The sequence below is a fragment of the Streptomyces sp. NPDC053750 genome (assembly GCF_044544295.1).
Lineage (GTDB): Bacteria > Actinomycetota > Actinomycetes > Streptomycetales > Streptomycetaceae > Streptomyces.
The window spans coordinates 631,009-655,916 of the sequence record NZ_JBITXB010000004.1 but is presented as its reverse complement, the minus strand read 5'-3'; the positions used below and the strand labels follow the sequence as shown (position 1 = coordinate 655,916).

General features: G+C 73.3%; 18 protein-coding genes, 2 tRNA genes and 1 riboswitch. Of the genes, 6 read left to right on the top strand and 14 right to left on the bottom strand.

Translation table 11 applies throughout. The annotated features are described in order from the left end of the window. Positions 1 to 64 precede the first annotated feature (64 nt). Entirely contained in the window at positions 65 to 2,200 is a 2,136-nt protein-coding gene (locus tag ACIGO6_RS15725; protein WP_399875818.1) for an asparagine synthase-related protein, read from the bottom strand. A 713-nt stretch (positions 2,201 to 2,913) separates the two neighbouring features. On the opposite strand from ACIGO6_RS15725, the gene ACIGO6_RS15720 reads away from it, so the two are divergent. The 4 genes from ACIGO6_RS15720 to ACIGO6_RS15705 all read left to right on the top strand — a co-directional run bounded on the left by ACIGO6_RS15720 (position 2,914) and on the right by ACIGO6_RS15705 (position 7,953). Further along, positions 2,914 to 4,338, top strand: coding sequence for an MFS transporter (locus tag ACIGO6_RS15720; protein WP_399875816.1), 1,425 nt, complete (start codon positions 2,914 to 2,916; stop codon positions 4,336 to 4,338). 112 nt (positions 4,339 to 4,450) lie between these two features. Continuing rightward, a complete protein-coding gene (gene lhgO / locus ACIGO6_RS15715) occupies positions 4,451 to 5,671 on the top strand; it encodes an L-2-hydroxyglutarate oxidase (RefSeq protein WP_399875814.1) in 1,221 nt (406 codons plus the stop codon). Positions 5,672 to 5,684: 13 nt separating this feature from the next. After that, entirely contained in the window at positions 5,685 to 6,545 is an 861-nt protein-coding gene (gene trmB, locus ACIGO6_RS15710; RefSeq protein ID WP_399875812.1) for a tRNA (guanosine(46)-N7)-methyltransferase TrmB, read from the top strand. 10 nt (positions 6,546 to 6,555) lie between these two features. Further along, positions 6,556 to 7,953 carry a PrsW family intramembrane metalloprotease gene (locus ACIGO6_RS15705; protein ID WP_399875810.1) on the top strand — a complete coding sequence of 466 codons (1,398 nt, stop codon included), beginning with the start codon at positions 6,556 to 6,558 and terminating at the stop codon, positions 7,951 to 7,953. 18 nt (positions 7,954 to 7,971) lie between these two features. Here the strand turns inward: ACIGO6_RS15705 and ACIGO6_RS15700 are convergent, their stop codons facing one another. The 8 genes from ACIGO6_RS15700 to ACIGO6_RS15665 all read right to left on the bottom strand — a co-directional run bounded on the left by ACIGO6_RS15700 (position 7,972) and on the right by ACIGO6_RS15665 (position 16,734). Then, positions 7,972 to 8,919, bottom strand: a complete 948-nt coding sequence (locus ACIGO6_RS15700; protein WP_399875808.1) for an aldo/keto reductase — start codon at positions 8,917 to 8,919, stop codon at positions 7,972 to 7,974. Positions 8,920 to 9,090: 171 nt separating this feature from the next. Continuing rightward, positions 9,091 to 10,128, bottom strand: a complete 1,038-nt coding sequence (locus tag ACIGO6_RS15695; RefSeq protein WP_399875806.1) for a M23 family metallopeptidase — start codon at positions 10,126 to 10,128, stop codon at positions 9,091 to 9,093. An 11-nt stretch (positions 10,129 to 10,139) separates the two neighbouring features. Further along, positions 10,140 to 10,296, bottom strand: a riboswitch (cyclic di-AMP (ydaO/yuaA leader). Positions 10,297 to 10,520: 224 nt separating this feature from the next. Next, positions 10,521 to 11,756, bottom strand: a complete 1,236-nt coding sequence (locus ACIGO6_RS15690; RefSeq protein ID WP_399875805.1) for a PP2C family protein-serine/threonine phosphatase — start codon at positions 11,754 to 11,756, stop codon at positions 10,521 to 10,523. 153 nt (positions 11,757 to 11,909) lie between these two features. Next, a tRNA-Met gene (locus tag ACIGO6_RS15685) sits at positions 11,910 to 11,983 on the bottom strand. Positions 11,984 to 12,053: 70 nt separating this feature from the next. Then, a complete protein-coding gene (locus ACIGO6_RS15680; RefSeq protein ID WP_399875803.1) occupies positions 12,054 to 13,184 on the bottom strand; it encodes a dihydrofolate reductase family protein in 1,131 nt (376 codons plus the stop codon). Between the two features lie 106 nt (positions 13,185 to 13,290). After that, positions 13,291 to 14,535 (bottom strand): alpha/beta hydrolase-fold protein, encoded by a 1,245-nt coding sequence (locus ACIGO6_RS15675; protein ID WP_399875801.1) that lies wholly within the window; start codon positions 14,533 to 14,535, stop codon positions 13,291 to 13,293. A 58-nt stretch (positions 14,536 to 14,593) separates the two neighbouring features. Beyond that, entirely contained in the window at positions 14,594 to 15,688 is a 1,095-nt protein-coding gene (locus ACIGO6_RS15670) for a FecCD family ABC transporter permease (protein ID WP_399875799.1), read from the bottom strand. Further along, positions 15,685 to 16,734, bottom strand: coding sequence for a FecCD family ABC transporter permease (locus ACIGO6_RS15665; protein ID WP_399875797.1), 1,050 nt, complete (start codon positions 16,732 to 16,734; stop codon positions 15,685 to 15,687). Before ACIGO6_RS15665 ends, ACIGO6_RS15670 begins: the two co-directional genes overlap by 4 nt. Positions 16,735 to 16,827: 93 nt before the next feature. On the opposite strand from ACIGO6_RS15665, the gene ACIGO6_RS15660 reads away from it, so the two are divergent. Further along, positions 16,828 to 17,814: an ABC transporter substrate-binding protein gene (locus ACIGO6_RS15660; protein ID WP_399875796.1), complete on the top strand. Its 987-nt coding sequence runs from the start codon at positions 16,828 to 16,830 to the stop codon at positions 17,812 to 17,814. Positions 17,815 to 17,858: 44 nt separating this feature from the next. Here the strand turns inward: ACIGO6_RS15660 and ACIGO6_RS15655 are convergent. The 5 genes from ACIGO6_RS15655 to ACIGO6_RS15635 form a co-directional block, all read right to left on the bottom strand. Next, positions 17,859 to 17,931, bottom strand: a tRNA-Lys gene (locus ACIGO6_RS15655). Positions 17,932 to 18,040: 109 nt separating this feature from the next. Further along, on the bottom strand, positions 18,041 to 19,576 hold the full coding sequence (locus tag ACIGO6_RS15650) for an amino acid permease (protein WP_399875794.1): 1,536 nt from the start codon (positions 19,574 to 19,576) through the stop codon (positions 18,041 to 18,043). A 156-nt stretch (positions 19,577 to 19,732) separates the two neighbouring features. Then, positions 19,733 to 21,880 carry a DEAD/DEAH box helicase gene (locus ACIGO6_RS15645; RefSeq protein ID WP_399875792.1) on the bottom strand — a complete coding sequence of 716 codons (2,148 nt, stop codon included), beginning with the start codon at positions 21,878 to 21,880 and terminating at the stop codon, positions 19,733 to 19,735. 268 nt (positions 21,881 to 22,148) lie between these two features. Then, positions 22,149 to 22,715 carry a hypothetical protein gene (locus tag ACIGO6_RS15640; protein WP_399875791.1) on the bottom strand — a complete coding sequence of 189 codons (567 nt, stop codon included), beginning with the start codon at positions 22,713 to 22,715 and terminating at the stop codon, positions 22,149 to 22,151. A gap of 96 nt (positions 22,716 to 22,811) precedes the next feature. Then, a complete protein-coding gene (locus ACIGO6_RS15635) occupies positions 22,812 to 23,162 on the bottom strand; it encodes a metallopeptidase family protein (RefSeq protein ID WP_399875790.1) in 351 nt (116 codons plus the stop codon). A 71-nt stretch (positions 23,163 to 23,233) separates the two neighbouring features. Between ACIGO6_RS15635 and ACIGO6_RS15630 the strand changes: the two genes are divergently transcribed. Next, complete coding sequence (locus tag ACIGO6_RS15630) at positions 23,234 to 24,856, top strand: metallophosphoesterase (RefSeq protein ID WP_399875788.1); 1,623 nt, start codon at positions 23,234 to 23,236, stop codon at positions 24,854 to 24,856. Positions 24,857 to 24,908 lie beyond the last annotated feature (52 nt).

Sequence of the window (24,908 nt, the reverse complement as noted above, 5' to 3'; positions counted from 1 at the left end):
CCACAACCGAACCGACCGCACAACGCGCACCCCCACCGAAGCGACACAGGCCGCCGCAGGCACGTCACCCCCGCTCAACCGCCGGAGGCACCCGCACAGCAGTCCCCGCCCCCGCCCCACCCAACGCCCCCCGCTGCGGCGCAATCCCCGCCGGCACCGCCCGCTGCCGCCCAGGCGTCCCCGTCCAGCAGGTGCCACGCCGGGCAAGAAGCCGACGCAGCCACAGCTCCAGAGAGACCAGGTCGGCCAGCCCGTCCAGCGGCAGCACCTCACCCGCCGCAGCCCCCCGCACCGCCTTCCGCACGATCCGCGCCTCGACCAGCCCCGCCTGCGCCAGCAACGGCGTGTCGAACAGCCCCAGCAGGGAGTCCGCGGCAAACCGCAGCCCCACCCGCGCCGCGGACGCCGCCACCGCCTGCGTCGGCGCCCCCCAGCCGCTCGGCAGCTCGCTCACCCCCGCCCCTTCCAGCACCGTCCGCAGGATCGCCGCCCGCGCCCCCGGCTTCACCCGCAGCGCCTCCGGCAGCGCACGGCACGCGCGGACGACCTGGTTGTCGAGGAACGGCGTGTGCAACCGCTGGAAGCGGATCTCCGCGGCCTGCTCCAGCACCCGCACGTCCGCCGCCTGCCGGGCCAGCGCCGCCCGCGCACGGAAGTCACCGGGCCGTTGCCCCGGCCCGACCCCCGACCGCTGGGACGACGTCTGCAGGCGAACCGATACTTCAGCCAGCGCCTCTCCGGTCAGCCACCGCGCCGCAGGCCCCGGCCCGGCCCAGGACAGCACCGCGAGCGACGCCTCCATGGCCCCCTCACCAGGCGTGTCGAAGCGCCGCCGCAGCAGCCGCTCGGCAAGCACCTCGAGACCCGACCGGTACGGTGTCCGGGCCAGCCGCCGCGCCGCGGCGTACACGCGCGCGGGAACCAGCACCGACCCGTCGGCCTTGGCGAGCGCGGCGACCGGCCGCACGAGATGGCGCCGCTTGCGGTCCATCAGCAGGTCTGCCAGCCGCGCCGGGTGCGCGTCCAGCACCTGCCGCGCGCCGTACCCGGCGAAGTGGTCCGCGCTGCCCGCGGCCAGCCGCGCCCGGTGCCGCGCCGCCGCGATCAGGGAGGGGCCCGGTTCATCCGTCAGTGGCCCGTCCAGCGCGGCGTAGGGCAGTACGTCCTCCTCCCCGGCGACCACCACGTGATGCAGCCGCGGGTTGGCCGCGAGGGCCCCGGCCCGCTCCAGCTCGGCCTCCTGCCCGCCGACGGCCAGGTCGTTGAAGGTGACGGCCAGCAGCCGCTCCCCCGCGCCCGTGCCGTGCCCGAGCACGGTGCCCGGCATCCCCGGCAGCCCGGCGGCCAGCAGCGCGAGCGTCCCCGAGGCCGGCCCGCCGGACAGGTCGGCCCCGATCCCCGGCACCGGCATCCCACGCGCCGCGCGCCGTTCCGCGGGCCCCATGCCCGGCACCGGCCCGGGATCGATGCCGTCCCCGGGAACGTGCCGCGGCGCGGCCAGTCGCGTCCGCACCGCCTCCACCAGCGCGTCCCGCACCCCGTCCACCGCCCGGTCGGGGTCGGCCGGGGGCGCCGCCACGGCGAGCGAGGCCACCGGCTCGTACCCGGCGATCTCGCGCGCCCCGGCGCGCAGGATCAGCGCATGCCCCGGCGGAATGCGTTTCACGCCGTCGTACGGGGTGGAGTCGTCCAGCGCGGCCGGCACGTCGGGGGCGGCGAGCAGCGCGGCGAGGTGTCCGAAGTCGAGGTTGGCCTCGACGAGGTCGGCCAGGGGCAGCGCGGCGGTCGCGTACGCCGTGCCGCCGTCCCAGGGGGTGTGGAACACGGGTCGCGCACCCGCGAGATCGCCGCAGACGGTGATCCGGCGCCCCACCTGGACGACGGCCGTGTAGCTGCCGGGCCACGCGGTCAGATGCCGAAGTGCCCCGCCGCGCGCGGCGAACAGCCCGACGCGCAACTGCTCGTCGGTGGCGCCGCAGATGCCGAGGACGGCGATCCGGGTCTGCGGGTCGGCGGTGACGACGCGCACCTCGTCGGGGCGCCAGTCGCCGACCGCCCACAGGGGGTCGGGGTCGCCCCACAACAGCTGGGAGCCCACGGGCTGCACGGTCTCACCGTCGTATCCGGTGGCCCCCGCGGAGCCGACCGCTCCGGCGACCGGCGCGACGGCGGCACTGCTCCACCCCACCAACCACCGCATCGACGCCTCCACAGGCTGGGGACAACCAGTGCACCGTACGAACTGGTTCCCCATGCTGCCATGAAGGGCGCGCCGCAGAGCATCGGCGGAGCCGCATGTGCTCCCTTGAATGCGCCCCCGCCCCGCCCCCGCGGAGACTCACGCGAGAACGCCGACCCCCTGTTCGAGGGCGTGAAGACGACGCGAATGCGCCCCCGCAACGCGCCGGTTGACCACTCAACGCGCCCTCAACACCCATGAACTCCCATGGTGAGAGCGGTAGTACGCCGACAACGCCGGGGTTGATTTTCAGCCAAATCGACACCACGTCGGCGTTACGCGGGTGCGTCCGAACACGCTCCGTGCGGGCTCTGCGCACCGCCCGGCGGCGCGCGGTCCGGGAGGCGAGGCAGGCCTCCCGGACCGGTCCGCCGCCCGCGGGGATGTAGGCGGCGGCGTCCCCCAGCCCACCGGATCCAGTACAGCGGGCCGACCCACGCACCATCCATGGAACCGCTCCCCGGATGGCCGGAGTAGAGCGCACGGACGGGCGCACGGCCACACAGCGGGAGCACGCCGCGACGCACCGTACATACCCCGCACTTCAGTACGGACCACAATCCCGCCATCCGGAACAATGCCTCTTAACGCATGGGATGCGGCGAACTACGCTGGGTTTACGAATGCCGCGTGGTTATGCCAGCGCGGCAGCCGTCTGTGTCGAGGGGTGGCGCATGTCCAGGGAGCAACGCGGGCCGAACGAAAAGCTCGGCACCGTTCTCGCCCTCGCGGGAATCAGCAACGCAGGACTCGCGCGGCGCGTCAACGACCTCGGCGCCCAACGCGGGTTGACGCTTCGCTACGACAAGACGTCGGTGGCGCGCTGGGTGTCGAAGGGCATGGTGCCGCAGGGTGCGGCGCCGCACCTCATCGCCGCCGCCATCGGCCAGAAGCTCGGCCGTCCGGTGCCGCTCCACGAGATCGGCCTGGCGGACGCGGACCCCGCCCCCGAAGTGGGCCTCGCCTTCCCGCGGGACGTCGGCCAGGCGGTCAGGTCCGCCACCGAGCTGTACCGTCTCGACCTCGCCGGCCGCCGGGCCGGCTCCGGCGGCATCTGGCAGTCGCTCGCCGGATCGTTCGCAGTGAGCGCATACGCAACGCCCGCATCGCGCTGGCTGATAACCCCGGCCGACAGCTCGGTGGCGCGCGAGGCGAGCCCGGCCGAGGGCTCCGGCGCACCGCTGAAAGTCGGCCACAGCGACGTGCAGAAGCTGCGCGAAGCCGCCGAGGACGCCCGCCGCTGGGACTCCAAGTACGGCGGCGGCAACTGGCGTTCGTCGATGGTCCCCGAGTGCTTACGGGTCGAGGCGGCCCCGCTGCTCCTCGGCTCCTACTCCGACGAGGTCGGCCGCGCCCTGTTCGGCGCCTCGGCCGAGCTGACCCGCCTGGCGGGCTGGATGGCCTTCGACACCGGCCAGCAGGAGGCGGCCCAGCGGTACTACATCCAGGCCCTGCGCCTGGCCCGCGCGGCGGCCGACGTCCCCCTGGGCGGCTACGTGCTCGCGTCCATGTCGCTCCAGGCGACCTACCGGGGCTTCGGCGACGAGGGCGTGGACCTCGCCCAGGCCGCCCTCGAACGCAACCGGGGCCTGGCCACGGCCCGCACCATGAGCTTCTTCCGCCTGGTCGAGGCACGCGCACACGCGCGCGCGAGCGACGCACCGGCGGCCGGCGCCGCCCTGAAGGCGGCCGAGAGCTGGCTGGAGCGCTCCCGCCCCGGCGACAGCGACCCGACGTGGCTGGGTTTCTACTCCTACGACCGGTTCGCCGCCGACGCGGCCGAGTGCTACCGCGACCTCAAGGCACCACGCCAGGTCCGCCGCTTCACCGAGCAGGCCCTGTCGAAGCCGACGGAGGAGTTCGTACGCTCGCACGGACTGCGTCTCGTCGTCTCGGCGGTGGCCGAGCTGGAGTCGGGCAACCTGGACGCGGCCTGCGAGCAGGGGGTCCGGGCGGTCGAGGTGGCCGGCCGCATCTCCTCCGCCCGCACCACCGAGTACGTCAGGGACCTCCTGCACCGCCTGGAGCCGTACGGCGACGAGCCGCGCGTGGTCGAGCTGCGCGAGCGCGCCCGGCCGCTCCTGATGACGTCGGCCTGACGCCGCCCTGACGCCGCCCACGGTCGGCGGCGGCCCGAAGCCCGCCGCATCCCGGGTTTGAAGGCATTGTCAGTGGCACAGTGCACTATCGAAGCCGGGAGGTGGGCCGGAGATGGAACGGGTGCGGGCCGAGATCGCATACGACTGCGACGTGCTGGTGATCGGCGGCGGAATCGTCGGTCTGTCCACGGCGTACGCGATCACCCGCGCCGCGCCCGGCACCCGGGTCACGGTGCTGGAGAAGGAACCGGGCCCGGCCCGGCACCAGACGGGCCGCAACAGCGGCGTCATCCACAGCGGCATCTACTACCGCCCGGGCTCCCTGAAGGCCCGGTACGCGGTGCGGGGCGCCGCCGAGATGGTCAAGTTCTGCGCCGAGTACGGCATCGACCACGCGGTCACCGGCAAGCTGATCGTCGCCACCGACCGGGCCGAGCTGCCCCGCCTGCACGCCCTCGTCCAGCGCGGCAGGGAGAACGGCATTCCGGTACGGGAGCTGGGCGCCGCCCAGATCGCGGAGTACGAGCCGGAGGTCCGCGGCCTGGCCGCCATTCACGTCGGCACGACCGGCATCTGCGACTACGTCGCGGTGGCCCGGCAGCTGGCCCGGGCGTCCGGGGCGGAGGTCCGCTACGGCGCGCAGGTGCTGCGCATCGACCGGCGCCCGGGCCTCGGGGTCGCCGTGCGCACCCGTGCCGGGGACGTCCTGCGCGCCCGCGTCCTGGTCAACTGCGCGGGGCTGCACTGCGACGAGATCGCCCGGGCGACCGGCGACGACCCCGGCATGCGGATCATCCCCTTCCGCGGCGAGTACTACGAGCTGGCGCGGCCGGAACTGGTGCGGGGGCTGGTCTATCCCGTGCCGGACCCGGCGTTCCCGTTCCTCGGGGTGCATCTGACCCGCGGCATCGACGGCGGCGTCCACATCGGCCCGAACGCGGTCCCGGCGCTCGCCCGGGAGGGCTACGGCTGGGGTGTGGTGCGGCCCCGCGAGCTGGGGGCGACGCTCGCCTGGCCGGGCTCGTGGCGGATCGCCCGGCAGCACTGGAGGTACGGGGCGGGCGAGCTGCGGCGGTCGCTGTCCAAGGCAGCGTTCACCACGGCCGTGCACAGGCTGCTGCCCGGCGTGACGGAGGGAGACCTGGTGCCCGCGGCCGCGGGGGTGCGGGCCCAGGCGGTGCTCGCGGACGGGACGCTGGTGGACGACTTCCTGATCCGCGAGGGCGCCCACGCCGTGCACGTCCTGAACGCGCCCTCGCCCGCGGCGACGGCGGCGCTCCCGATCGGCCGGGAGGTCGGGCGCAGGGCCCTGGCCATGCTCGCCCGGCCGTAAAATTGGGGGCACTGTGTCTGATTTCCGCAGCGCCTCCGACGCCCCCCAGCCAGCCGCCCCCCATGCCGGTGCCTCCCACACCGATGCCTCCGACGCCGAGGTCTCCCCTGCCGGCGCCTCCCTCCGGCACACCCGTGCCAAGGGCGAGCCCCGCTTCCCCGACGGGCCCAGGGCCGACCCGGCCGGGTCGCACTTCGAGCGGCGGATCCGGAGCTTCCAGCCCCGGCGGAGCCGGGTGACCGCCGGGCAGGCGGACGCGCTGCAGCGGCTGTGGCCCAAGTGGGGCCTGGACATCGACGGACAGCGGGTCATCGACCTCACCGAGCTGTTCGGGAACACCGCGCCCGTCGTCCTGGAGATCGGCTTCGGCATGGGCGAGGCCACCGCACAGATGGCCGCCGCCGACCCGGACACCAACATCCTCGCCGTGGACGTCCACACCCCGGGCCAGGGCAACCTGCTGGGTCTCGCGGACAGGAACGGCCTGTCCAACGTCCGGGTGGGCAACGGCGACGCGATCATCCTCCTGCGCGAGATGCTCGCCCCCGACTCCCTCGCCGGTCTGCGTGTGTACTTCCCCGACCCCTGGCCCAAGAAGCGGCACCACAAGCGCCGCCTGATCCAGCCGGAGTTCCTGACCCTGGCCGCGGCCCGGCTCGCGCCGGGCGCCGTCGTGCACTGCGCCACCGACTGGGAGCCGTACGCGGAGCAGATGCTCGAGGTGCTCACCGCGCACCCCGACTTCGAGAACACCGTGCGGGGCGGCGGTTTCGCGCCGCGCCCCGCCCACCGGCCGCTGACCCGTTTCGAGGGCCAGGGACTGGACAAGGGACATGTGGTGAACGACCTGCTCTTCCGCCGCGTACCGCATTAGGGTCCATGCCGTGACCACCAGTCCTCCGTGTCCGACGCGTCCGCCGACGTATCCGCATACGCATCCGCACTGGTGGCAGCGCCCCTGGGTGCGCTACGGCGCGCTGATCACCCTGCTCGCGCTCTCCGGACTGGTGATCCTGGCCCTGGTGCGCGAACAGACCGGCACACAGGGGTTCCTGGTGGGGCTCGGGCTGGCGGTGCTGCCCGTGCCGCTGCTCGTCGCCGCCTTCCGCTGGCTGGACCGCGTGGACCCCGGCCCCTGGCGGAACCTGCTGTTCTGCTTCGCCTGGGGTGCCTGCGCTGCGGCGCTGATAGCGATCGTCGCCAACAGCTTCGCGACGAGATGGATAGCGACGGCCACCGCCGACCCGGCCGGCGCGGACACCCTGGGCGCCACGGTCATAGCCCCGGTCGTCGAGGAGTCCGCCAAGGCCGCCGCCGTCCTGCTGGTCTTCCTCTTCCGCAGGCGGGACTTCACCGGCATCGTCGACGGCGTGGTCGTCGCCGGGGTCACCGCCACCGGCTTCGCCTTCACCGAGAACATCCTCTACCTGGGCACCGCCTTCGGCACCGACCAGCTCACCGGGGACAGCGGCATCGCCTCGGTCACCGCGGCGACCTTCTTCGTACGCATCGTGATGTCGCCGTTCGCCCACCCGCTGTTCACCGTGCTCACCGGCATCGGCTTCGGCTTCGCCGCGGTCCTGGCCGACCGCCACCACCTGCGCCGCGCCCTGCTCCCGCTGTCCGGCCTGCTGCTCGCGATGGGCATGCACGCGCTGTGGAACGGCTCGGCCGCGTTCGGCGAGTACGGCTTCTTCGCCGTGTACGCGGCGTTCATGCTCCCCGCCTTCGGTCTGCTGACCTGGCTGGTGATCTGGACCCGGCAGCGCGAGCTGGCCACCGTGCGGGCCGAGCTGCCCGCGTACGTCGCGGCCGGGTGGCTGGCGCCGACGGAACCGTTCGCGCTCGGCTCGATGCGCGCCCGCCGCATCGCCCGGCAGTACGCCCGTCGGCACGCCGGTAAGCCGGCGGCACGGGCGGTGGCGCAGTACGAGGCGTACGCGACCTCACTGGCCTTCCTGCGCCGGCGCGCACTCCGGGGCAGGGCGGGCGCCGACTACGTCGTACGGGAGCGGGAGCTGCTGGACGCCCTGTGGCACCGTCGCGAGGTGGCCCGCCCGGCCCTGGAGCACGCGGCCCGCGCCACGGCACCACCGCCCGCCCGCCCCTGGCCGGGACACTGGGCGTACGGCCCCCACCCCGGATACGGCCCGTACGGATACGCCCCCACGGCACCCGCACCGATCCCGGTCCCGGTCCCGACACCGATCCCGGTCCCCATGCAGTACCGGGCGCCCCACCCGTACCTCCCGTACTCCCCGCCCCAGCCCTACCGGCAGTAGCGCGCTCGGAGACCCCCCTCAGGCGGCCGAAGCCTGCGTCAGCCGCGTGACCTCCGCCTCCGTCAGGGTCAGCTCCGCCACCCCCAGCAGGGCCGGCAGCTGCGCCACCGTCCGCGCGGACGCGATCGGCGCGGCGACCGTCGGCTGCGCCGCCAGCCAGGCCAGGGCGACCGTGGCGACCGGAGCGTCCTGGGCCTCGGCGACCTCGTCCAGGGCGGCGAGGACCCGCTGCCCGCGCTCGGACTCCAGGTGCTGCGCCGCGCCGCCCGCCCGCGGACTGTCGACGGTGGCGCCGGGCCGGTACTTGCCGGTGAGGAACCCGGAGGCGAGGGCGTAGTACGGCACGGCGGCGAGACCGGCCTGCTCGACGAGGTCGCGCAGCTCGCCCTCGTACGTCTCGCGCGAGACCAGGTTGTAGTGGGGCTGGAGGGCCACGTACCGGGCGAGCCCCTCTCGGTCGGAGAACTCCAGGGACGCCGCGAGCCGCTCGGCGGAGATGTTGGAGGCGGCGATGTGCCGGACCTTGCCCGCCCTCACCAGCTCGTCGAGGGCGCCGATGATCTCCTCCACCGGCACCTCGGGCTGGTCGAAGTGGGTGTAGTAGAGGTCGATGTGGTCGGTGCCCAGGCGGCGCAGCGAGGCGTCGGCGGCGGCCCTGATGTTCGCGGCGCTCAGTCCCGGGTAGTCGGGGTGCTGGCTGACCTTGGTGGCGAGGACGACGTCGGCACGGTTGCCGCGCGCCGCGAGCCACTTGCCGATGAGGGTCTCGGACTCACCGCCGCTGTTGCCCTCGACCCACGCGGAGTACGAGTCGGCGGTGTCGAGGAAGTTGCCGCCTGCGGCCGTGTAGGCGTCGAGGACGGCGAAGGAGGTGTCCTGGTCGGCGGTCCAGCCGAAGACGTTGCCGCCGAGGGCGAGGGGGAAGACCTCGAGGTCACTGGAGCCGAGCTTGCGCAGAGAAGTCATGTCCTGCGTCAACGAACGTACCGGAGGGACGCATTCCGAACCCGCGCAAAGATCCCGCAAACCGGCTCCCGCGAACCGGCAGCCCTGACGTCGGGGGGTCGCCGTCAGGACCGCCGGGGATCAGAGGTGGCGGGGCCGGTCAGAACCTGAGGAGGCCGGAAAGGGCGCCGCTCAGGGGGTGAGCCCCTTGCTCTGCAGCCAGGCCATCGGGTCGATACCGCCGCCGTCGCCGGTGTGGACCTCCATGTGGAGGTGCGCGCCCGTGACGTTGCCGGTGGCGCCGACGCGGCCGATGACGTCTCCGGTGTTGACCTTCTGGCCGACGCTGACGCTGATGGAGGACTGGTGGGCGTACCAGATCTCGGTGCCGTCGTCGAGGGTGAGCACCGTCTTGTAGCCGTACGACCCCTCGTAGCCGGCCGACGTGATCGTGCCGCTGTGCACCGCCTTGAGCAGCGTGCCCGTGGGGGCCGCGAAGTCGAGGCCGGTGTGGTGGCCGGAGGACCAGTAGGCGCCGGCCTGGCCGTAGGTGGAGGAGATCGTGTACGAGGAGGTCGGCAGCGTGTACTGCTTGGCCAGCTGCGCGAGTCGCTCGGCCTCGGCCTTCTTCTTGGCCTCCTCCTCCGCCTTCTTCTTGGCGGCGGCGGCCTTGGCCTTGGCTTCCTTCTCCGCCTTGGCGGCGGCTTCCGCGGCCTGCTTCTCGGCGGCGGCCGCGGCCTCGGCGGCGGCCTTGCTCTCGACCTGGGCCTGCTGCTGCTCGGCCTGCGCCATGATCCGGGCCCGCAGCGTCTCACCGGCGTCGGTGGCGGTGCCCTCGGTGGTGTCGGCGGCGGCGACCGTGCCGATGCCGCTGAGCGGGGTGGCGGAACCCTCCGGCTCCGGCTCCTCGTCGTCCGAGATGAGCGAGCCGACGTTCGGCAGGTCCGGCATGGAGATCGACACCGGCGGCTTGCCGGTCTGCGCGCTGGCCATGCCGCCCGCGCCGACGGCCGCGATGACACCGACGCCGAGGACGGTGGAGCTGCGGGCGAGTCCGCCGCGCTGCTTGGCGACGCGGTGCCGGCCGCGTACGGGGCGGATGGATTCCGCGGTGGGGTTCCACTCCTCCCAGGGGCCCTCTTCGGCGCGGGGGGCGTCGTAGCCGAAGGTGTCGGTGCCGTGCCCGGTGGGCACGAACGGGGCCTCGGGGGCAGGCCGGTTGGACGCCACGTGGGCGTACTCCTTTCCTTCCTTCCGCCTACCGGGTTAGCTGACGGGTTCGGAGCAGGAAGGTCTCCTACGCGCGTATATCCGCCGTGTCTCCACGGCGTCGTACGAGCGATTCACCCCAAGGTGGTGGTTCCCCGGTTCCCTTGCGGGATTCGGCGCGTGCGCACGGAGCCGCCTTCTGTGACGGCTGGGACGACCGCGCTGCGTTATCGAACGTTAATAGACGGGGGGCTCGGATTCCAAGCCGTTCCGGTTGATCATTAACGAATCCCGTGGGGACGTAGGCCTCATGGGCGGTGAAAACCGGGCGACTTGACCGCCCTTCAGCGTCAACTCCCGCCTCATCACTTCCTGATGGTGTGTCAGTTGTTATGCGGAGGGCGCTCGCGCCGTCACGAAAAGTGATCAGTGCCGTCGGGCGTGGCGCACGGGCGGCGTACGGCGAGCAGGGCCATGTCGTCCGCCATGCCACCCCCGGAGTGGCGGCGCACATCCTCGGCCAGGGTGTCGAGCAGCCGGCCCGGATGCCGGAAGACGCGGCCGGCCAGCCGCTCCTGCGGCTCGTAGAACGCGCCCCGGGCGTCACGGGCTTCGGACAGGCCGTCGGTGTACAGCAGCAGCGTGGCCCCACCGGGGAAGGCGGCCTCCTCCGCCCGGTCGGGCCACACCCCCAGCTCGCCCATGCCGAGCGGCAGCGCCGACTCACGGGCGGGCAGCGGGAGCAGGGTGCCGTCGGCGTACAGCAGCAGGGGCGGCGGATGGCCCCGGTTGACGATGCGGACCACCCCGTCGCCGTGCGGGAGTTCGGCGAGGACGGCGGTGGTGAACCCCTCGAAGGCGTCCAGTCCCTCGCGCCGGGTGCCCTCGCGCGCCAGGGCCCGCTCCAGCCGCTGCGCCACCGCCTCCAGCGTCGCCTCCTGCTCGGCGGCCTCCCGGAAGGCACCGATCACGACCGCGACGGCGGCCACCGCGCCCATGCCCTTGCCGCGCACGTCCCCGACGATGAGCCGGACGCCGCGGGCGCTGTCCTGCACCGCGTACAGGTCGCCGCCGATGAAGGCGTCGGCCTGCGCGGCCTCGTAGCAGGCGGCGATCTCGAAGCCGCCGATCCGCTCGGCGGGCTCGGGCAGCACGGCGCGCTGGGCGGCCTCGGCGATCTCACGGACGGAGACGAGGCGCTCGCCGGTGCGGCGTACGAAGGCGTTGACGAGGACGGCGAGCGCCGCGACCGTCGCGATGGTGAGCAGCTCGGTGAAGGAGTCGACGTAGTGGATGACACCCTTGCCGAGCTGGAGCCCGACCACGGCGGCGACCACGACGACACCGGTGAGGATCGTGCCGCGCCGCGAGTAGAGGGGGGCGGCGACCAGGGGCGCGGCCGTGTAGAGGGGGGCGGCGGTGAAGTATCTCGGGGTGAGGACGTCGTACAGGACGGCGACGACGATCAGCAGCACGGGGAGCAGACGCACGAAGGTCCGCCCGTACCTGGTCCGCCACCGCTGCTCGGGTCTGGCGGACGGGAGGGGCGCCGCGATTTCGCCGAGGCCCGGGTCGGGCACGGGATCGCCGGGGAGCCGGCCGCCGGCCCTGGCGTACGGCTCCTCTTCGTCCACCTCACCTGGCCGCACCACTCGTCTCCCGCCACCCCGCACGTCCACGCCGCCTGCCGTCCCGTTGCTCCAGGCTTCCCGGAGCGGGGGCGGGGGGCGAGCCGTGGAGGGCCGACCGGGTGAACGCACCGAAGGCCGGAATCCTCATGGATTCCGGCCTTCGGTCTTGAGTAGCGGGGACAGGATTTGAACCTGCGACCTCTGGGTTATGAGCCCAGCGAGCTACCGAGCTGCTCCACCCCGCGTCGTTGTGTCTCCACTGTACGCCATCTCGGGGCCGGAATGCACATCCGTATCTCCCTACCCCGTATCTCCCTACCCCTCCAGGTGGCGGTTGGGCGCCTTCGCCCGCTCCTCGTACTCCGGCAGTACGACGACGGCGGTGCCCCCGGCGGCGAGCACCCCGCTGCCGTCGGCCCCCGGTACGAAGGTGTCCGGCTCCCGCCAGGCCGTGACCACCCGGCGCACCCCGGCGTCGAGGATCAGCCGGGCGCAGGGCGCGGGCCGGGAGGCGCGGCGGGCGCACGGCTCCAGGCTGCTGTACACGGTGGCGGTCGCGAGCCTCGGGTCGGCAGGATCGGCCTTGGCGAGCGCGGCCTCCTCCGCGTGTACGACGGGGTCGCCGCCCTCCCGCGAGTGCCCCCGCGCCAGCTCCGTACCGTCGGCGGCGACCACGACCGCGCCCACGCTGAACGCCGTCCGGGACGGCGGGCACAGCTCGGCCAGCTCGCACGCGAGCGCCAGCCAGTGCCGGTCGGCGGCGGACACGCGGTCGCCGGTGCCGGGGGCCGTCGGCAGGTACCGCATGAGCACGACGTCCTCGATGCGCCGCGTCTCCACCAGCCTGAGCCGCCCGGCCCGGTAGGCGCCGGGCCCGAACAGGCGGGGTGCGTCAGGGTCCCCGACGAACAGCGGGGCGAGGACGAGCTGCAGCTCGTCGGCGAGTTCCTGCTGCAGCAACTGGGTGTGCACGGTCCCTCCGCCCTCGACCATGAGCCGCCGCACGCCCCGAGCGGTGTGCAGGTACTCCAGCGCCGTACGCCAGTCGAGCGTGGCGCCGAGCGGCACGACGCCGGCGGCGATGCCCAGCGCGCGGGCCCGCCGGGCACCCTCGTCCGTGGTCAGCAGGACCTTCTCCCCGCCGGTGTGCCAGAACGGGGCCGCCGGGTCCAGCTCCCCCGTCCCGCTGACCGTGACCTTGAGCGGGTACTCCGCCTTCCCCGCCGCCACCCGGGCGGCCCGCCGCTCGGCCGAGTTGACCAGCAGCCGCGGGTTGTCGGCCCGGATCGTGCCGGCCCCGACCAGGATCGCGTCGACGGACGCCCGCACCTCGTCGACCCGGTCGAAGTCGGCCGGGGAAGAGAGCAGAAGCCGTTCGGGGCCGGTGTCGTCCAGGTAGCCGTCGAGGGAGACGGCGGCGGAGAGCAGGACGTACGGGAGGGGCATGGGCACGCTCCGGTGAGGCGGGCGGTGGGCGGTACGGGCGACGGGTCAACGCTACGTGCGGGTGCGGCGGGCGGGACCGTGCCTCCTCCGCCTTCTCCCGGGGAGGTCAAGTGAGCCCGGTGAGGCCGTTCATGAGGGCGGCGGCCCAGCAGCAGAAGTCGTGGCCGCCCGTGTAGACGTTCAGCGAGGCGTCGAAGCCCCTGGACGCCATGAGCGTGTGCAGCGTGCGCAGGTCGCCGACCATGAAGCCCTCGTTGCTGCCGACGTCCATACGGACCCTGACGCCGGTCATCGGGGCGGCGGCGGCCTGTTCGTACAGCCAGGTGTCGGCTGCGGGGGCCGGCGCCTGGGGGCGCGCGGTCATGCCGGGCCGCCACCAGGTGGAGGCCGAGTGGGCGAGCACGGTGCCGAACGCGTCCGGGCGCCACAGCGCCGCCGCGAGGGCCGTGAGCCCCCCGAGGCTCTGGCCGCACAGGACGGTCTGCCGCGGTCCCGGCCGGCGGGGCAGTCCGGCGGTGACGGCGGGCAGGATCTCGTCGGCGAGGGTGTCGACGAACCGGCGGCTGGCGCCGAGCTGCCGCATCCGCGCCGCCGGGTCGGCCCCCGCCTCGACGCCGACGACCGCCATGGGCGGGATCCGGCCCGCCTCGATCGCGCCGCCGACGGCGCGGACGATGTCGTAGCGGTCGAACCACTGCTCGCCGTCGCAGAGCACGAGCAGCCCGGATTCCCGGGTGGGGTCGAGGGCGGTCGCGGGGACGAAGCGCCGCAGACGGTAGGGGGTGCCGTCGGCCGCGGTCAGGTTGAGCGCGTCGGTACGGCCGCCGGGGGCCGGGCCCCGTGCCGTGATCCACTCCGCCAGCGAGGGCGCGCCGTCCAGTTCGATCATCGAGCCGAAGGGGCCTGCGGCGTGGCGGTTGAAGGGGTCCACACGGTCGTCCGGCAGGCCGCGCGAGGAACCGGAGCGGGGGCCGTCCGCGGTCAGGTGCGGGTCGTCCGGGCCGAACGGATGGATGCGGTAGGAGCAGCGCAGGCCGTGGGGCAACCGCAGGCTGACGTACCAGAGGCCGGTGCCGTCCAGGCGGCGCATCATGCCCCGGGGGGCGAGGTGCTTGTCGGTGACGCGGTTGAGCAGGGCGTAGACGCCGGTGACCGGGCGGTCCTCGCGCCACACCAGCGTCACCGTGCTTTCGCCGGGGGCGTCCGGGGCCGGTTCGACCAGGGGCGCGCCCCGCTCGGCCAGCTCCCGCCAGAAGCGGTCCAGGGCCGGGGCTCCCTCGCGGCGCACCTCGTCCAGGAGCCGCTTCAGCCGCGGGCTTTCGACTTCTGCGGCCGCTGTCGCGTTGCTCAAGGTGTCCGTCCTCCCATTGTCCCGAACTCGCCTCACCTGCCTCTGATACCTCTGAGCCTCAGAGATGGTGCGCCCGACGTTCCCGCAGCAGCAGCCACGCCAGGTACAGGCCGCCGCCGACGCCCGTCACCACGCCGACCGGCATCAGTGCCGAGCCGGTCACGCGCTGGGTCACCAGGTCGGCCGTGGTGACCAGCAGGGCGCCCATCCAGCCGGCGGCCAGGACGTTCGGCCCCGTCGCCCGGGTGAGGCGCCGCACCAGCTGGGGAGCGGCCAGCGCCAGGAACGGGATCGGGCCCGCCGCGGCCACGCCCATGGCGGCCAGGCCGGTGCCCGCGCCCAGCAGCAACAGGCGGCTGCGCTCCGGAGGCACCCCGAGGGCGCTCGCGGTGTCGTCGCCCATCTCCAGCATCGTCAGCCGACGCCCGCACGCCAGGACGACCGGGGCGCAGACGGCCAGGCCGAGCCCGGCGAGGCCGACCTCGCTCCACCCGCGGGCGTTGAGCGAGCCGATCATCCAGGACGCGGCCTGGGCCGCCTTCCCGATGTCGGCCCGCACGTACAGGAAGCTCGTCGCCGACCCGAGCACCGCGGCGGCGCCGATGCCGACCAGGACGAGCCGGTAGCCGTGCACGCCGCGGCGCCACGCCAGCAGATACACCGCCGTGGCCGTGGCGAACCCGCCGACGAGCGCGCCCAGCGCGGTCTGCGGTGTGCCGGCGTCCAGGAAGATGATCGCGACGAGCGCACCCGCGGACGCCCCGTTGCTGAAGCCCATGATGTCCGGGCTGCCCAGCGGATTGCGGGTCAGGGACTGGAAGACCGCGCCTGCCATGCCCGCTCCGAAGCCGACCAGCACGGCCACCAGGGCGCGCGGCAGCCGCAGGTCGAGCACGATGAACTCGGAGCCGGGCGGGCCGTTCCCGGCGAAGGTCCGCAGCACCTCCAGCGGCGACAGTGCGTAGGTGCCGGTGCCGACGGCGAGCACCACGACCGCCGCGGTGACCACGACCAGCGCGAGGCACACCAGGAAGGCGCGGGGGTCGAACCGGAGCGAGTACGGGCCCGCCCCCACCCGGCCCCGCCGCGGTTGTCCCCGCACGTGCCCCCGAGGCGCGCTGTCCCGCCGGGTGCCGTCCTCGACGAGACTCACAGCTTGGCCACCTTCCGTTGGCGTACGAGATGGATGAAGAGCAGACCGCCGAGGAACGAGGTGACGATGTCGACCTGGATCTCCGAGGGCGGCACCAGGACCCGGCCGATCACGTCGGACACGAGCAGCAGCGCCGGGGCGAACAGGGCGCAGCAGGGCAGCAGCCGGCGCGGGTCGGGACCGGTGAACGCGCGGACGGCGTGCGGGATCATCAGGCCGATGAAGCCGATCGGTCCGCACACCGCCGTGGCGCTGCCGCACAGCAGCGTGATGGCCACGACCGACAGGACACGGGTGCGCCGGACCGAGGTGCCCAGCGCGCGGGCGTGGTCCTCGCCCAGGGAGATCGCGCCGAGCGGCCGGGCCAGCGCGAAGGCCAGCAGGGCGCCCGAGACCAGCAACGGCAGTGTGGTGAGCAGCAGTTCGGGGTCGCGCTTCTCCAATGTGCCCACGGTCCAGTGCCGCATGGAGTCCAGGGTGCTCAGGTCCCACTGCTGCAGGCCGTTCACGTAGCCGAACAGGGCCGCGTTGACCGCCGTACCGGCCAGCGCCAGGCGCACCGGGGTGGCCGAGCGAGCGCCGCCCAGCGCGTTCACGGCGACGGCGGCGAGGGCCGCGCCGGCCAGCGCGAACCAGAGGTAGCCGGTGAAGGAGGTGATGCCGAAGACCGCGATGGCCGTGACCACGGCGGCGGACGCGCCCGCGTTCACGCCCAGCAGCCCGGGGTCGGCGAGCGGATTGCGCGTCAGGACCTGCATCACCCCGCCCGCGAGCCCGAGCGCGGCGCCGACCGCGATACCGATGAGGGTCCGCGGCAGCCGCAGCTCCTGGACGATGTTGTCGAAGCGCGTCCCCGAGGGCGAGAAGAGTCCCGACCAGACGTCGCCGACCGGTATGCGCTCGGTGCCCACCGCCAGCGACAAGGCGGCCGCTGCCAGCAGCAGCACCACGCCCAGCAGCAGACCGACCGCACGCGGAGGCCCGCTGCGTCCGGTGGCCGGGAGGGGCGGTCCGCCTGCTGGACGGGGTCGAGTTCGCATGGACATGCACTTAGCTTAGGCTAACCTAACCAGCGGCCGTTTTGCCCCCTCCCCCACGCGCCACCGTCTCGATCGCTCCCGCATTGGAGTTCCCCTGTCATGTCCTCCACCCGTTCCACCCGCCGGACCGCCCTGCTCTCCTGCACCGCCGCCGTCACCGGAGCCCTGCTCCTGACCGCCTGCGGTGGCGAGGACGACGGCGACGGCGGCGGCGAGGCGAAGGCCGCGTCGGACACGACACGTCAGATCACCGACGCCCAGGGCCGCAAGGTCGAGGTGCCCAGCGCCCCCACCAAGGTCGTCGCCCTCAGCGAGCCCACGCTCGACGCCGCCCTCGCGCTCGGCGTGGAGCCGGTCGGCGCCACCGCGGGCCGGGGTCAGAAGTCGGTGTCCACCTACCTCGCGGACAAGGCGGGCAAGGCGGAGGTCGTCGCCTCCATCGCCGAGCCCGACCTGGAGAAGCTGGCCGCACTGCAGCCGGACCTGATCCTGCTCGACGAGACGACCGGCTCGAAGAAGAGCGTCGACAAGCTCCAGGCGATCGCACCCACCGTGGTCACCGCGAAGCTGAACGAGGACTGGAAGAAGGCGTTCACCGACACCGCCGACGCCCTCAACAAGAAGGCCGACGCCGAGAAGTGGCTCAGCGGCTTCGACGCCGAGGTCGCGAAGGCCAAGCAGCAGCTCGGCGCCAACGCCGGCAAGTCGGTCTCCGTGATCCGCTGGCAGGACGGCGCGCCCTCCGTCGTCGGCAGGGGCGACGGCGTCGTCGGCTCCACCCTCGAGGCGCTCGGCCTGACCCGGCCGAAGGACCAGCAGGGCGCCGGCTCCGGACACAGCGAGCCGGTCTCCCTGGAGAAGCTCGACACCATCGACGCCGACTGGATGTTCTTCGGCACGCTCGGCGACAAGGCCGACGGCGAGAAGGCGTACGGCGAGGCGCAGAAGGTCACCAACTTCGGCAAGCTGAAGGCCGAGCAGAACAAGCACGTCGTGACCGTCGAGGGATCGGCGTGGAACAGCGCCGGCGGCCCGCTCTCCGCGGAGATCGTCCTCACCGACGTCGAGGCGGCGCTGGCCGAGTGAACAGGACCCCAGCTCGTACCTGCTGCGAGCCGGGGTCCAACCGGTAGGCCCTGTGGGACTCGAACCCACAACCAATGGATTAAAAGTCCACTGCTCTGCCAATTGAGCTAAGGGCCCAAGGGGTGTGGCGTGATGTTGCCACACCGAGCATAGCCCGCCGTGGCCGCATCTCCGATCGGGTATCGGGTACGCGGCCACGCCGGGCGGTGCGATCGGCGGAGCGGGCCTACGGATCCACCGGCTCGGGGGCGTTCGCACGGGCCGCCGTACGGGCCCGGGTGCGTTCGTGGTCGGGGTTGAGGAACCAGTGCCGGGCCGACGCCAGCCACCAGGTCGCGGCGAAGCCGAGGACGACCAGGACGGCGATCGGCGCGTAGTTGAAGGTCTCCCAGGTGACCGGGGAGACCTGGGGCAGCATGAACAGCACCGTGATGACCCCGACCCAGGCCACGGCCACCACACCCACCACCTGCGACCAGCGGCCCAGGTGCCACGGCCCCCGCTCGAAGGCGGCGCCCTTGCGCACCCGCAGCAGGGTCGGGATGGCGTACGCGATGTAGAGGCCGATCACGGCGATCGACGTCACCGCCGCGTACGCCGTGACATTGATCAGGTACGGCAGGCCCAGGGCGAGTGCGCCCAGCGCGGCCAGCCAGACCGCCGCGACCGGCGTGCGGGTGCGCGGGTTCACCGAGTGCCAGATGTGGGACCAGGGCAGCGCGCCGTCGCGGGAGAAGGCGTAGATCATGCGGCTGTTGGCCGTCACCGACGCCATCCCGCAGAACAGCTGCGCCCCGATGACGACGAGGAGAAGGAGCTTCCCGGCGGTCGCGCCGAGCGCGTCGAGCAGGATCTGGGCGGGCGGCGCGCCGGTCGGGGACGTGAGGGCGCCCTCGTAGGACTGGATGGCGAAGGTGAAGCCGAGCAGGAGGACGAAGCCCGCGATCCAGGAGGTCCAGATGGAGCGGACGATGCCCTTCGGGCCGGCCGTGGACGCGTCGTGCGTCTCCTCCGTCATGTGGGCGGAGGCGTCGTAGCCGGTGAACGTGTACTGGGCCATCAGCAGGCCGATCAGGACGACGTAGACGCCGCTGCCCCAGCCCGTGTTGTTCACGAACTCGCCGAAGACGAACGACGCCGACTGGTGGTGGTCGGGGGCGAAGGTCAGCGCGCCGACGATGACCGCCACGCCGACGACGTGCCACCAGACGCTGACGCTGTTCAGCAGGCCCACGATGCGGACGCCGAAGGTGTTCAGCAGGCCGTGCAGGATCAGGATGCCGGCGAAGAGCAGGATCGTGCGGCCCGGCGTGACCTCGAAGTCGAACTGGAGGTTCAGGTAGGCGCCCAGGAAGGACGCGGCGCCGAAGTCGATGCCGGCGGTCACCGCGACCTGGCCCAGCACGTTGAACCAGCCCGTGAACCACGCCCAGGCCGCCGCCGTACGGGGCGGCGCGAGGCGGTGCGCCCAGAAGTACAGACCCGCCGAGGTCGGGTACGCCGAGCAGATCTCGGCCATCGCCAGGCCGACGAAGAGGGTCATCAGGCCGACGGCGACCCAGCCCCACGTGATGACGGCGGGGCCGCCCGTGTTCATGCCGAAGAGATAGAGGGTCAGGCAGCCCGACAGCACCGAGATGATGGTGAAGGAGACCGCGTAGTTGGAGAACGCCGACATGCGGCGGGCCAGAACCTGGGTGTAGCCGAGCTGGGCCAGCCGTTCCTCGTCCGACAGCCCACTCGCCTTGGCGTCATCTGTCATGCCCCCAGCAATTCCCTTGCGGCGGGCGTGACATGCGTCACTCCGTGGCCGGAAAGCAGTCCGGTAGGAGGACCCCGGCAAGCGGCCCGGTGCAACAAAGCGCCGTGGCCTCCACCCGGTGGGGCGGAGGCCACGGCGCGTTCAGTCGTTCAGACGTCAGCCGTTGCGCTTCCAGCGCGGCTTGTCGTCACGACGGCCGAAGGAGGAACCGCGGTGGTCGTCACGACGGCCGTACGGACGGTCGTGGCCGCCGGAGCGGAAGCCCGGGCGGTCGCCCTGGCGGTCGCGGTTGAACGGACGGTCGCTGCCACGGTGCCCACCGCGCTCGCCGCGGTCGTCACGGCGGAAGCCGCCACGGTCGCCGCCGCGGTCGTCACGACGGTCGAAGGAACGCCCACCACGGTCGTCACGACGGTCACCCCGGTCGTCACGGCGGAAGCCACCCCGGTCACCGCGGTCGTCACGGCGCTCGAAGGAACGGCCGCCGCGGTCGTCACGACGGTCGAAGGAACGGCCTCCGCGGTCGTCACGACGGTCGCCGCGGTCGTCACGGCGGAAGCCACCGCGGTCGCCCCGGTCGTCACGGCGGAAACCGCCCCGGTCGTCACGACGGTCGAAGGAACGGCCGCCGCGGTCGTCACGACGGTCGCCGCGGTCGTCACGGCGGAAGCCACCGCGGTCACCCCGGTCGTCACGACGCTCGAAGGAACGCCCACCGCGGTCACGGTCGTAGGAACGGTCACGGTCCGCGAAACGCTCACGGCCGCCACTGCGCTCGACCTTCTCGACGTCCCGCGCGCCCGGCTGCTCGGGCAGCGAGACCTCGGCCTCGGAGGTGGCCGCTGCCACCTCCGCCAGCACCGCCTCCGGGTCCTCGCCGCGCTCCCGCGCGACCCGGGCGACCAGCCGGTCCGCCTCCTCTCGCAGCTCGTTGGCGCGCCGCTGGGCCCGCTCCAGCTCCTTGCCGAGCTGGGCGACCTCGCGCTCGGCCTGCTGCGCCGCGTTGCCCGCCGACTCCGCCTGGACCTCGGTCATCGACCGGGCACCGGTGATCTCGGCGACCTCCGGGTCGAAGGCCGCGCCGCCCTGGATGATGTGGCGCGTGGCGTCCACGCCCGCGTCCTCCATCAGCCGGAAGATCTGGCGCCGCTGGTGCGGCAGGGAGAGGGAGACGACCGTGCCGGTACGGCCCGCGCGCGCCGTACGGCCGGCACGGTGCAGGTAGTCCTTGTGGTCACCGGCCGGGTCCACGTTCAGGACCAGGTCGATGCCGTCGACGTGGATGCCGCGGGCGGCGACGTCGGTGGCGACCAGGACGTTGACGTACCCGTCCTTGAAGTCGGCCAGCGTGCGCGTACGCGCGCCCTGGGTCATGCCGCCGTGCAGCGCGTCCGCCTTCACGCCCGACTCGCGCAGCTGGTCGGCGACGCGGTCGGCGCCCAGCTGGGTGCGGACGAAGATGATGGTGCGGCCCTTGCGGGAGGCGATGGCCGAGGTGACCGGCGCCTTGTCCTTGGGCTTCACGACCAGGATGTGGTGCGACATGGTCGTCACGGCGCCCTGGGCGGCGTCGACCTCGTGGCTGACCGGGTCCTTCAGGTACCGGTCGACGAGGGTCTTGATCTCGTTCTCCATCGTGGCGGAGAACAGCATCCGCTGACCGCCCGCGGGGACCTGGTCGAGCAGCTCGGTGACCTCGGGCAGGAAGCCGAGGTCGGACATCTGGTCGGCCTCGTCGAGGACCGCGATCTCCACGTTCTCCAGGGAGCAGGCGCCGCGGTTGATGATGTCGCGCAGGCGGCCGGGCGTGGCGACCAGGATGTCGACGCCCTTCTCCAGGGCGTAGATCTGGTTGCCCATCGAGGTGCCGCCGCAGACGACCTTCATGCGCAGGCCCACGACGTCGCCGTACGGCTGGAGCGCGTCGGCCACCTGCATGGCCAGCTCGCGGGTCGGCGTCAGGATGACGGCGCGCGGCTTGTGCTTCTCGGTGCGGCCGCCGGCCAGCGTGGCCAGGGTCGGCAGACCGAAGGAGAGGGTCTTGCCGGAGCCGGTGCGGCCCCGGCCGAGGATGTCCTTGCCGGCCAGGGCGTCCGGGATGGTCGCGGCCTGGATCGGGAAGGGGGTGGTCACGCCGTTCTGCGCGAGCTTGCGCACGACACCCTCGGGCAGGCCCAGGTCGGCGAAGGTCACCTCGGGAGCGGCCTCGACGGCCTCGGTCCCGGGGGTCTCGACGGCCTCGGGGGCCTCGGGAGCGTCGGCGTTCTCGGGCACGACGACGTGATCAGTACTGATGATGGACATGCGAATGCGAAACCTTCCGGAGTCTCGTCGGCACGCGCCCGTCAACTCCGTGAATCGCGATTCGCAATACGACCGCCTCGATGCGGTCCACCACGGCAGGGGGAGAGTACGCGCCACACGGCGCGCTCTGCGGTGGCGCCGGGCAAATGGGGTCAAACGATCGACCACCATACGCACCCCGGGCCCTCGATGGCAAACCGAGTAGCACATGCCCAGGTCAGCCGGGGCGCCACCCCACACCGGCGCCCTCGCCCGCGCCCCGTCCGCACTACACCGGCACCCCGGCCCGGGGAGCCGGCTCCCGGTGCGCCAGCTGCGTCCCCGGCGGCTCGTGCGCCGACGAGGACGGCTCCGCCACCGTCGGCTCCGGCGTCGGTGAGGCGGGCGGCTCCTGGGGCGGCGTCGGCTCGGGCTCCGGCGTCCACGAGGGCTCCGCGGGCGGCGTCCAAGTGGGCACCGGCTCGTCCGGTCCGCCGCCGCCGTGCGCCGGAGCGGACCCGGTCGGACGCCCGGGCTCGGGAGCCGAGGGGGAGGTGTCCTTCCCCCGCCGGTCCCCGCCCTTGCCGCGGCCCCCGCTCCCGCCGTCGCCCTTGCCCTTGCCCTTGCCGCCCTTGGCCCGCCCGTGCCCACCGTCCGCCGCGGCCGCGCCGTACCCGGCGTTCCCGCCCGACGCATCCGGGCCGCCGCCCGGCGCCTCACCGCCCTGCTCGCCGGCGGAGTGCGACGGCCCGGCGCCCCCGCCGGACTCGTCGTCACCCACACTCATGCAGCCGGCGGCAGCGACGACGGCGACGACCGTGGCGGCCAGACGGACGGGTACGTACAAGGGGCGCACGGCGGCCACCTCCGGGGGTAAGGGAGTCGACGTACCCAACTCCCGTCACCCACAAGAGGACACGCGCCGCGCGAGGCGGACCTTGACCCGGGCGCGTCACCCGTATCCGAGGGCGTGCAGCCGCGCGTCGTCGATCCCGAAATGGTGGGCGATCTCGTGCACCACGGTCACCTCGGTCTCCGCCACGACGTCCTCGCGCGACTCGCAGAACCGCAGCGTCGGCCCCCGGTAGATGGTGATCCGGTCCGGCAGCACCCCCGCGTACCACTCACCCCGTTCCGTCAGCGGCGTCCCCTCGTACAGCCCGAGCAGCTCGGGATCCTCCGCCGGCGGTTCGTCCTCGACGAACACCGCGACGTTGTCCATCAGCCGCGTCAACTCCGGCGGGATCCGGTCCAGGGCCTCGGCGACCAGTTCCTCGAACTCCTCGCGCGTCATCTCCAGCACAGGCCCATTGTCGGGTACGACCGTGGGGTACGACCCGCATATCCGCCCCGGGCCCCGGGCATACGGGACCAATGGTCCGCGTCCCCGCCGCAGCCCCGCACGCCCTGGCCGAGGTGATGAACCCGATCCGCAACGCCCTCCGCGTCCTCACCCGCCGCCGCTCCCACCGGGCGTCCACGGCGCCCGAACTCGCCCCCCGGGCCCGCCCGTGGACCCGCGCCGCCGGCCTCGTCGCCGTCGTCCTGCTGGGAGCCTGGCTGGGCCTGCTGGTCGTGGGCAACGTCCGGGTCCCGGTCGGCCCCATGGACACGACCATGACCCTGCGCCCCTCCCTCGACGGCGGCACGAAGATCAACGTCTCCCCGCTGGGCGCACTCCAGCTCGACAGCCACGTCGCCCCCGTCCGCCTCGACGTCAACGTGGACCAACTCGACCCCGACCGCGCGCAGGCCCTGGTCGACCACCCCGAACGCCTCTCCGGCCTCCAGGACGAGGTGGCCCGGGACGTCGAACACGGCACCCTCGACCTCGCCGTCCGCTCCTGCGTGGCCGTCGTCACCGGCGCCACCGCCCTCGGCCTCGCCGTCTACCGCCGCCCCCGGCGCGCCCTGGGCGCCGGCGGCCTCGCCCTCACCCTCCTGCTCGCCTCCGGCGGCACCGCGTACGCCACCTGGAATCCCGACTCGGTGCTCGAACCGAAGTTCTCCGGCCTGCTCTCCTCCGCGCCCTCCCTCGTCGGCAACGCGCGCAGCATCGTCACCGAGTTCGACATCTACCAGCAGGAGCTGGCCCGCCTGGTCACCAACGTGACCAAGCTCTACGACGTCACCTCCACGCTCCCCGCCTACCAGCCCGACCCGAGCACCATCCGCGTCCTGCACGTGTCGGACATCCACCTCAACCCGGCGAGCTGGAAGATCATCGCCTCGCTGGTGGAGCAGTACAAGGTGAACGTGATCGTCGACTCCGGCGACACCATGGACCACGGCACGGCCGCGGAGAACGGCTTCCTGGACCCCGTCGAGGACCTCGGCGCCCCCTACGTCTGGGTCCGCGGCAACCACGACTCCCGCGTCACCCAGAAGTACCTGGAGGGCCTGAGGAACGTGCACGTCCTGGACGACGGCCGGGCCCGCACCGTCGCCGGCCTGCGCTTCGCCGGCATCGGCGACCCGCAGTACACACCCGACCGGTCCAAGCCGGCCGGCGCCGAGGCCTCCCAGGAACTCGCCGGCGCCCGTCTGGCCTCCGCCCTCCGCGACCAGACCGCGGCCGGCACCCCCGTGGACGTCGCCATCGCCCACGAACCGTCGGCGGCGCGCGAGGTGGACGGCGAGGTGCCCCTGGTGCTCGCCGGACACGTCCACCACGAGGACATGGAGGTCATGAAGTACGGCACCCGCCTGCGCATCGAAGGCTCCACCGGCGGCAGCGGCCTGCGCGCCGTCGAGGGCAAGCACCCCGACCCGGTCCAGGCGTCGATCCTCTACTTCGACCGGGACACCCGGCGCCTCCAGGCGTGGGACGAGATCAAGCTCGGCGGCCTGGGCCTGACGACGGCGGAGGTCAGCCGCCACCTGCCGAAGGAGAACCAGCCGGGCGCGACTCCCTTCCCCACCGGCACGGCCCCGTCCCCCACCGGCTCGAGCCCGTCCCCCTCCCGTGCGAGCCCGTCGGTCTCCGGCCCTCCGTAAACCGTTTTGGCGATACCTCCCGCCATCCCATATGCTTCTCACGTCCCCGACG

What these genes read in the sequence shown, in the direction of transcription:
- ACIGO6_RS15645 (WP_399875792.1), bottom strand. Translation starts at nt 21,880, where the DNA reads ATGTCCATCATCAGTACTGATCACGTCGTCGTGCCCGAGAACGCCGAC.
- ACIGO6_RS15725 (WP_399875818.1), bottom strand. Translation starts at nt 2,200, where the DNA reads ATGCGGTGGTTGGTGGGGTGGAGCAGTGCCGCCGTCGCGCCGGTCGCC.
- ACIGO6_RS15660 (WP_399875796.1), top strand. Translation starts at nt 16,828, where the DNA reads ATGTCCTCCACCCGTTCCACCCGCCGGACCGCCCTGCTCTCCTGCACC.
- ACIGO6_RS15650 (WP_399875794.1), bottom strand. Translation starts at nt 19,576, where the DNA reads ATGACAGATGACGCCAAGGCGAGTGGGCTGTCGGACGAGGAACGGCTG.
- ACIGO6_RS15700 (WP_399875808.1), bottom strand. Translation starts at nt 8,919, where the DNA reads ATGACTTCTCTGCGCAAGCTCGGCTCCAGTGACCTCGAGGTCTTCCCC.
- ACIGO6_RS15665 (WP_399875797.1), bottom strand. Translation starts at nt 16,734, where the DNA reads ATGTCCATGCGAACTCGACCCCGTCCAGCAGGCGGACCGCCCCTCCCG.
- lhgO (WP_399875814.1), top strand. Translation starts at nt 4,451, where the DNA reads ATGGAACGGGTGCGGGCCGAGATCGCATACGACTGCGACGTGCTGGTG.
- ACIGO6_RS15720 (WP_399875816.1), top strand. Translation starts at nt 2,914, where the DNA reads ATGTCCAGGGAGCAACGCGGGCCGAACGAAAAGCTCGGCACCGTTCTC.
- ACIGO6_RS15680 (WP_399875803.1), bottom strand. Translation starts at nt 13,184, where the DNA reads ATGCCCCTCCCGTACGTCCTGCTCTCCGCCGCCGTCTCCCTCGACGGC.
- ACIGO6_RS15630 (WP_399875788.1), top strand. Translation starts at nt 23,234, where the DNA reads ATGGTCCGCGTCCCCGCCGCAGCCCCGCACGCCCTGGCCGAGGTGATG.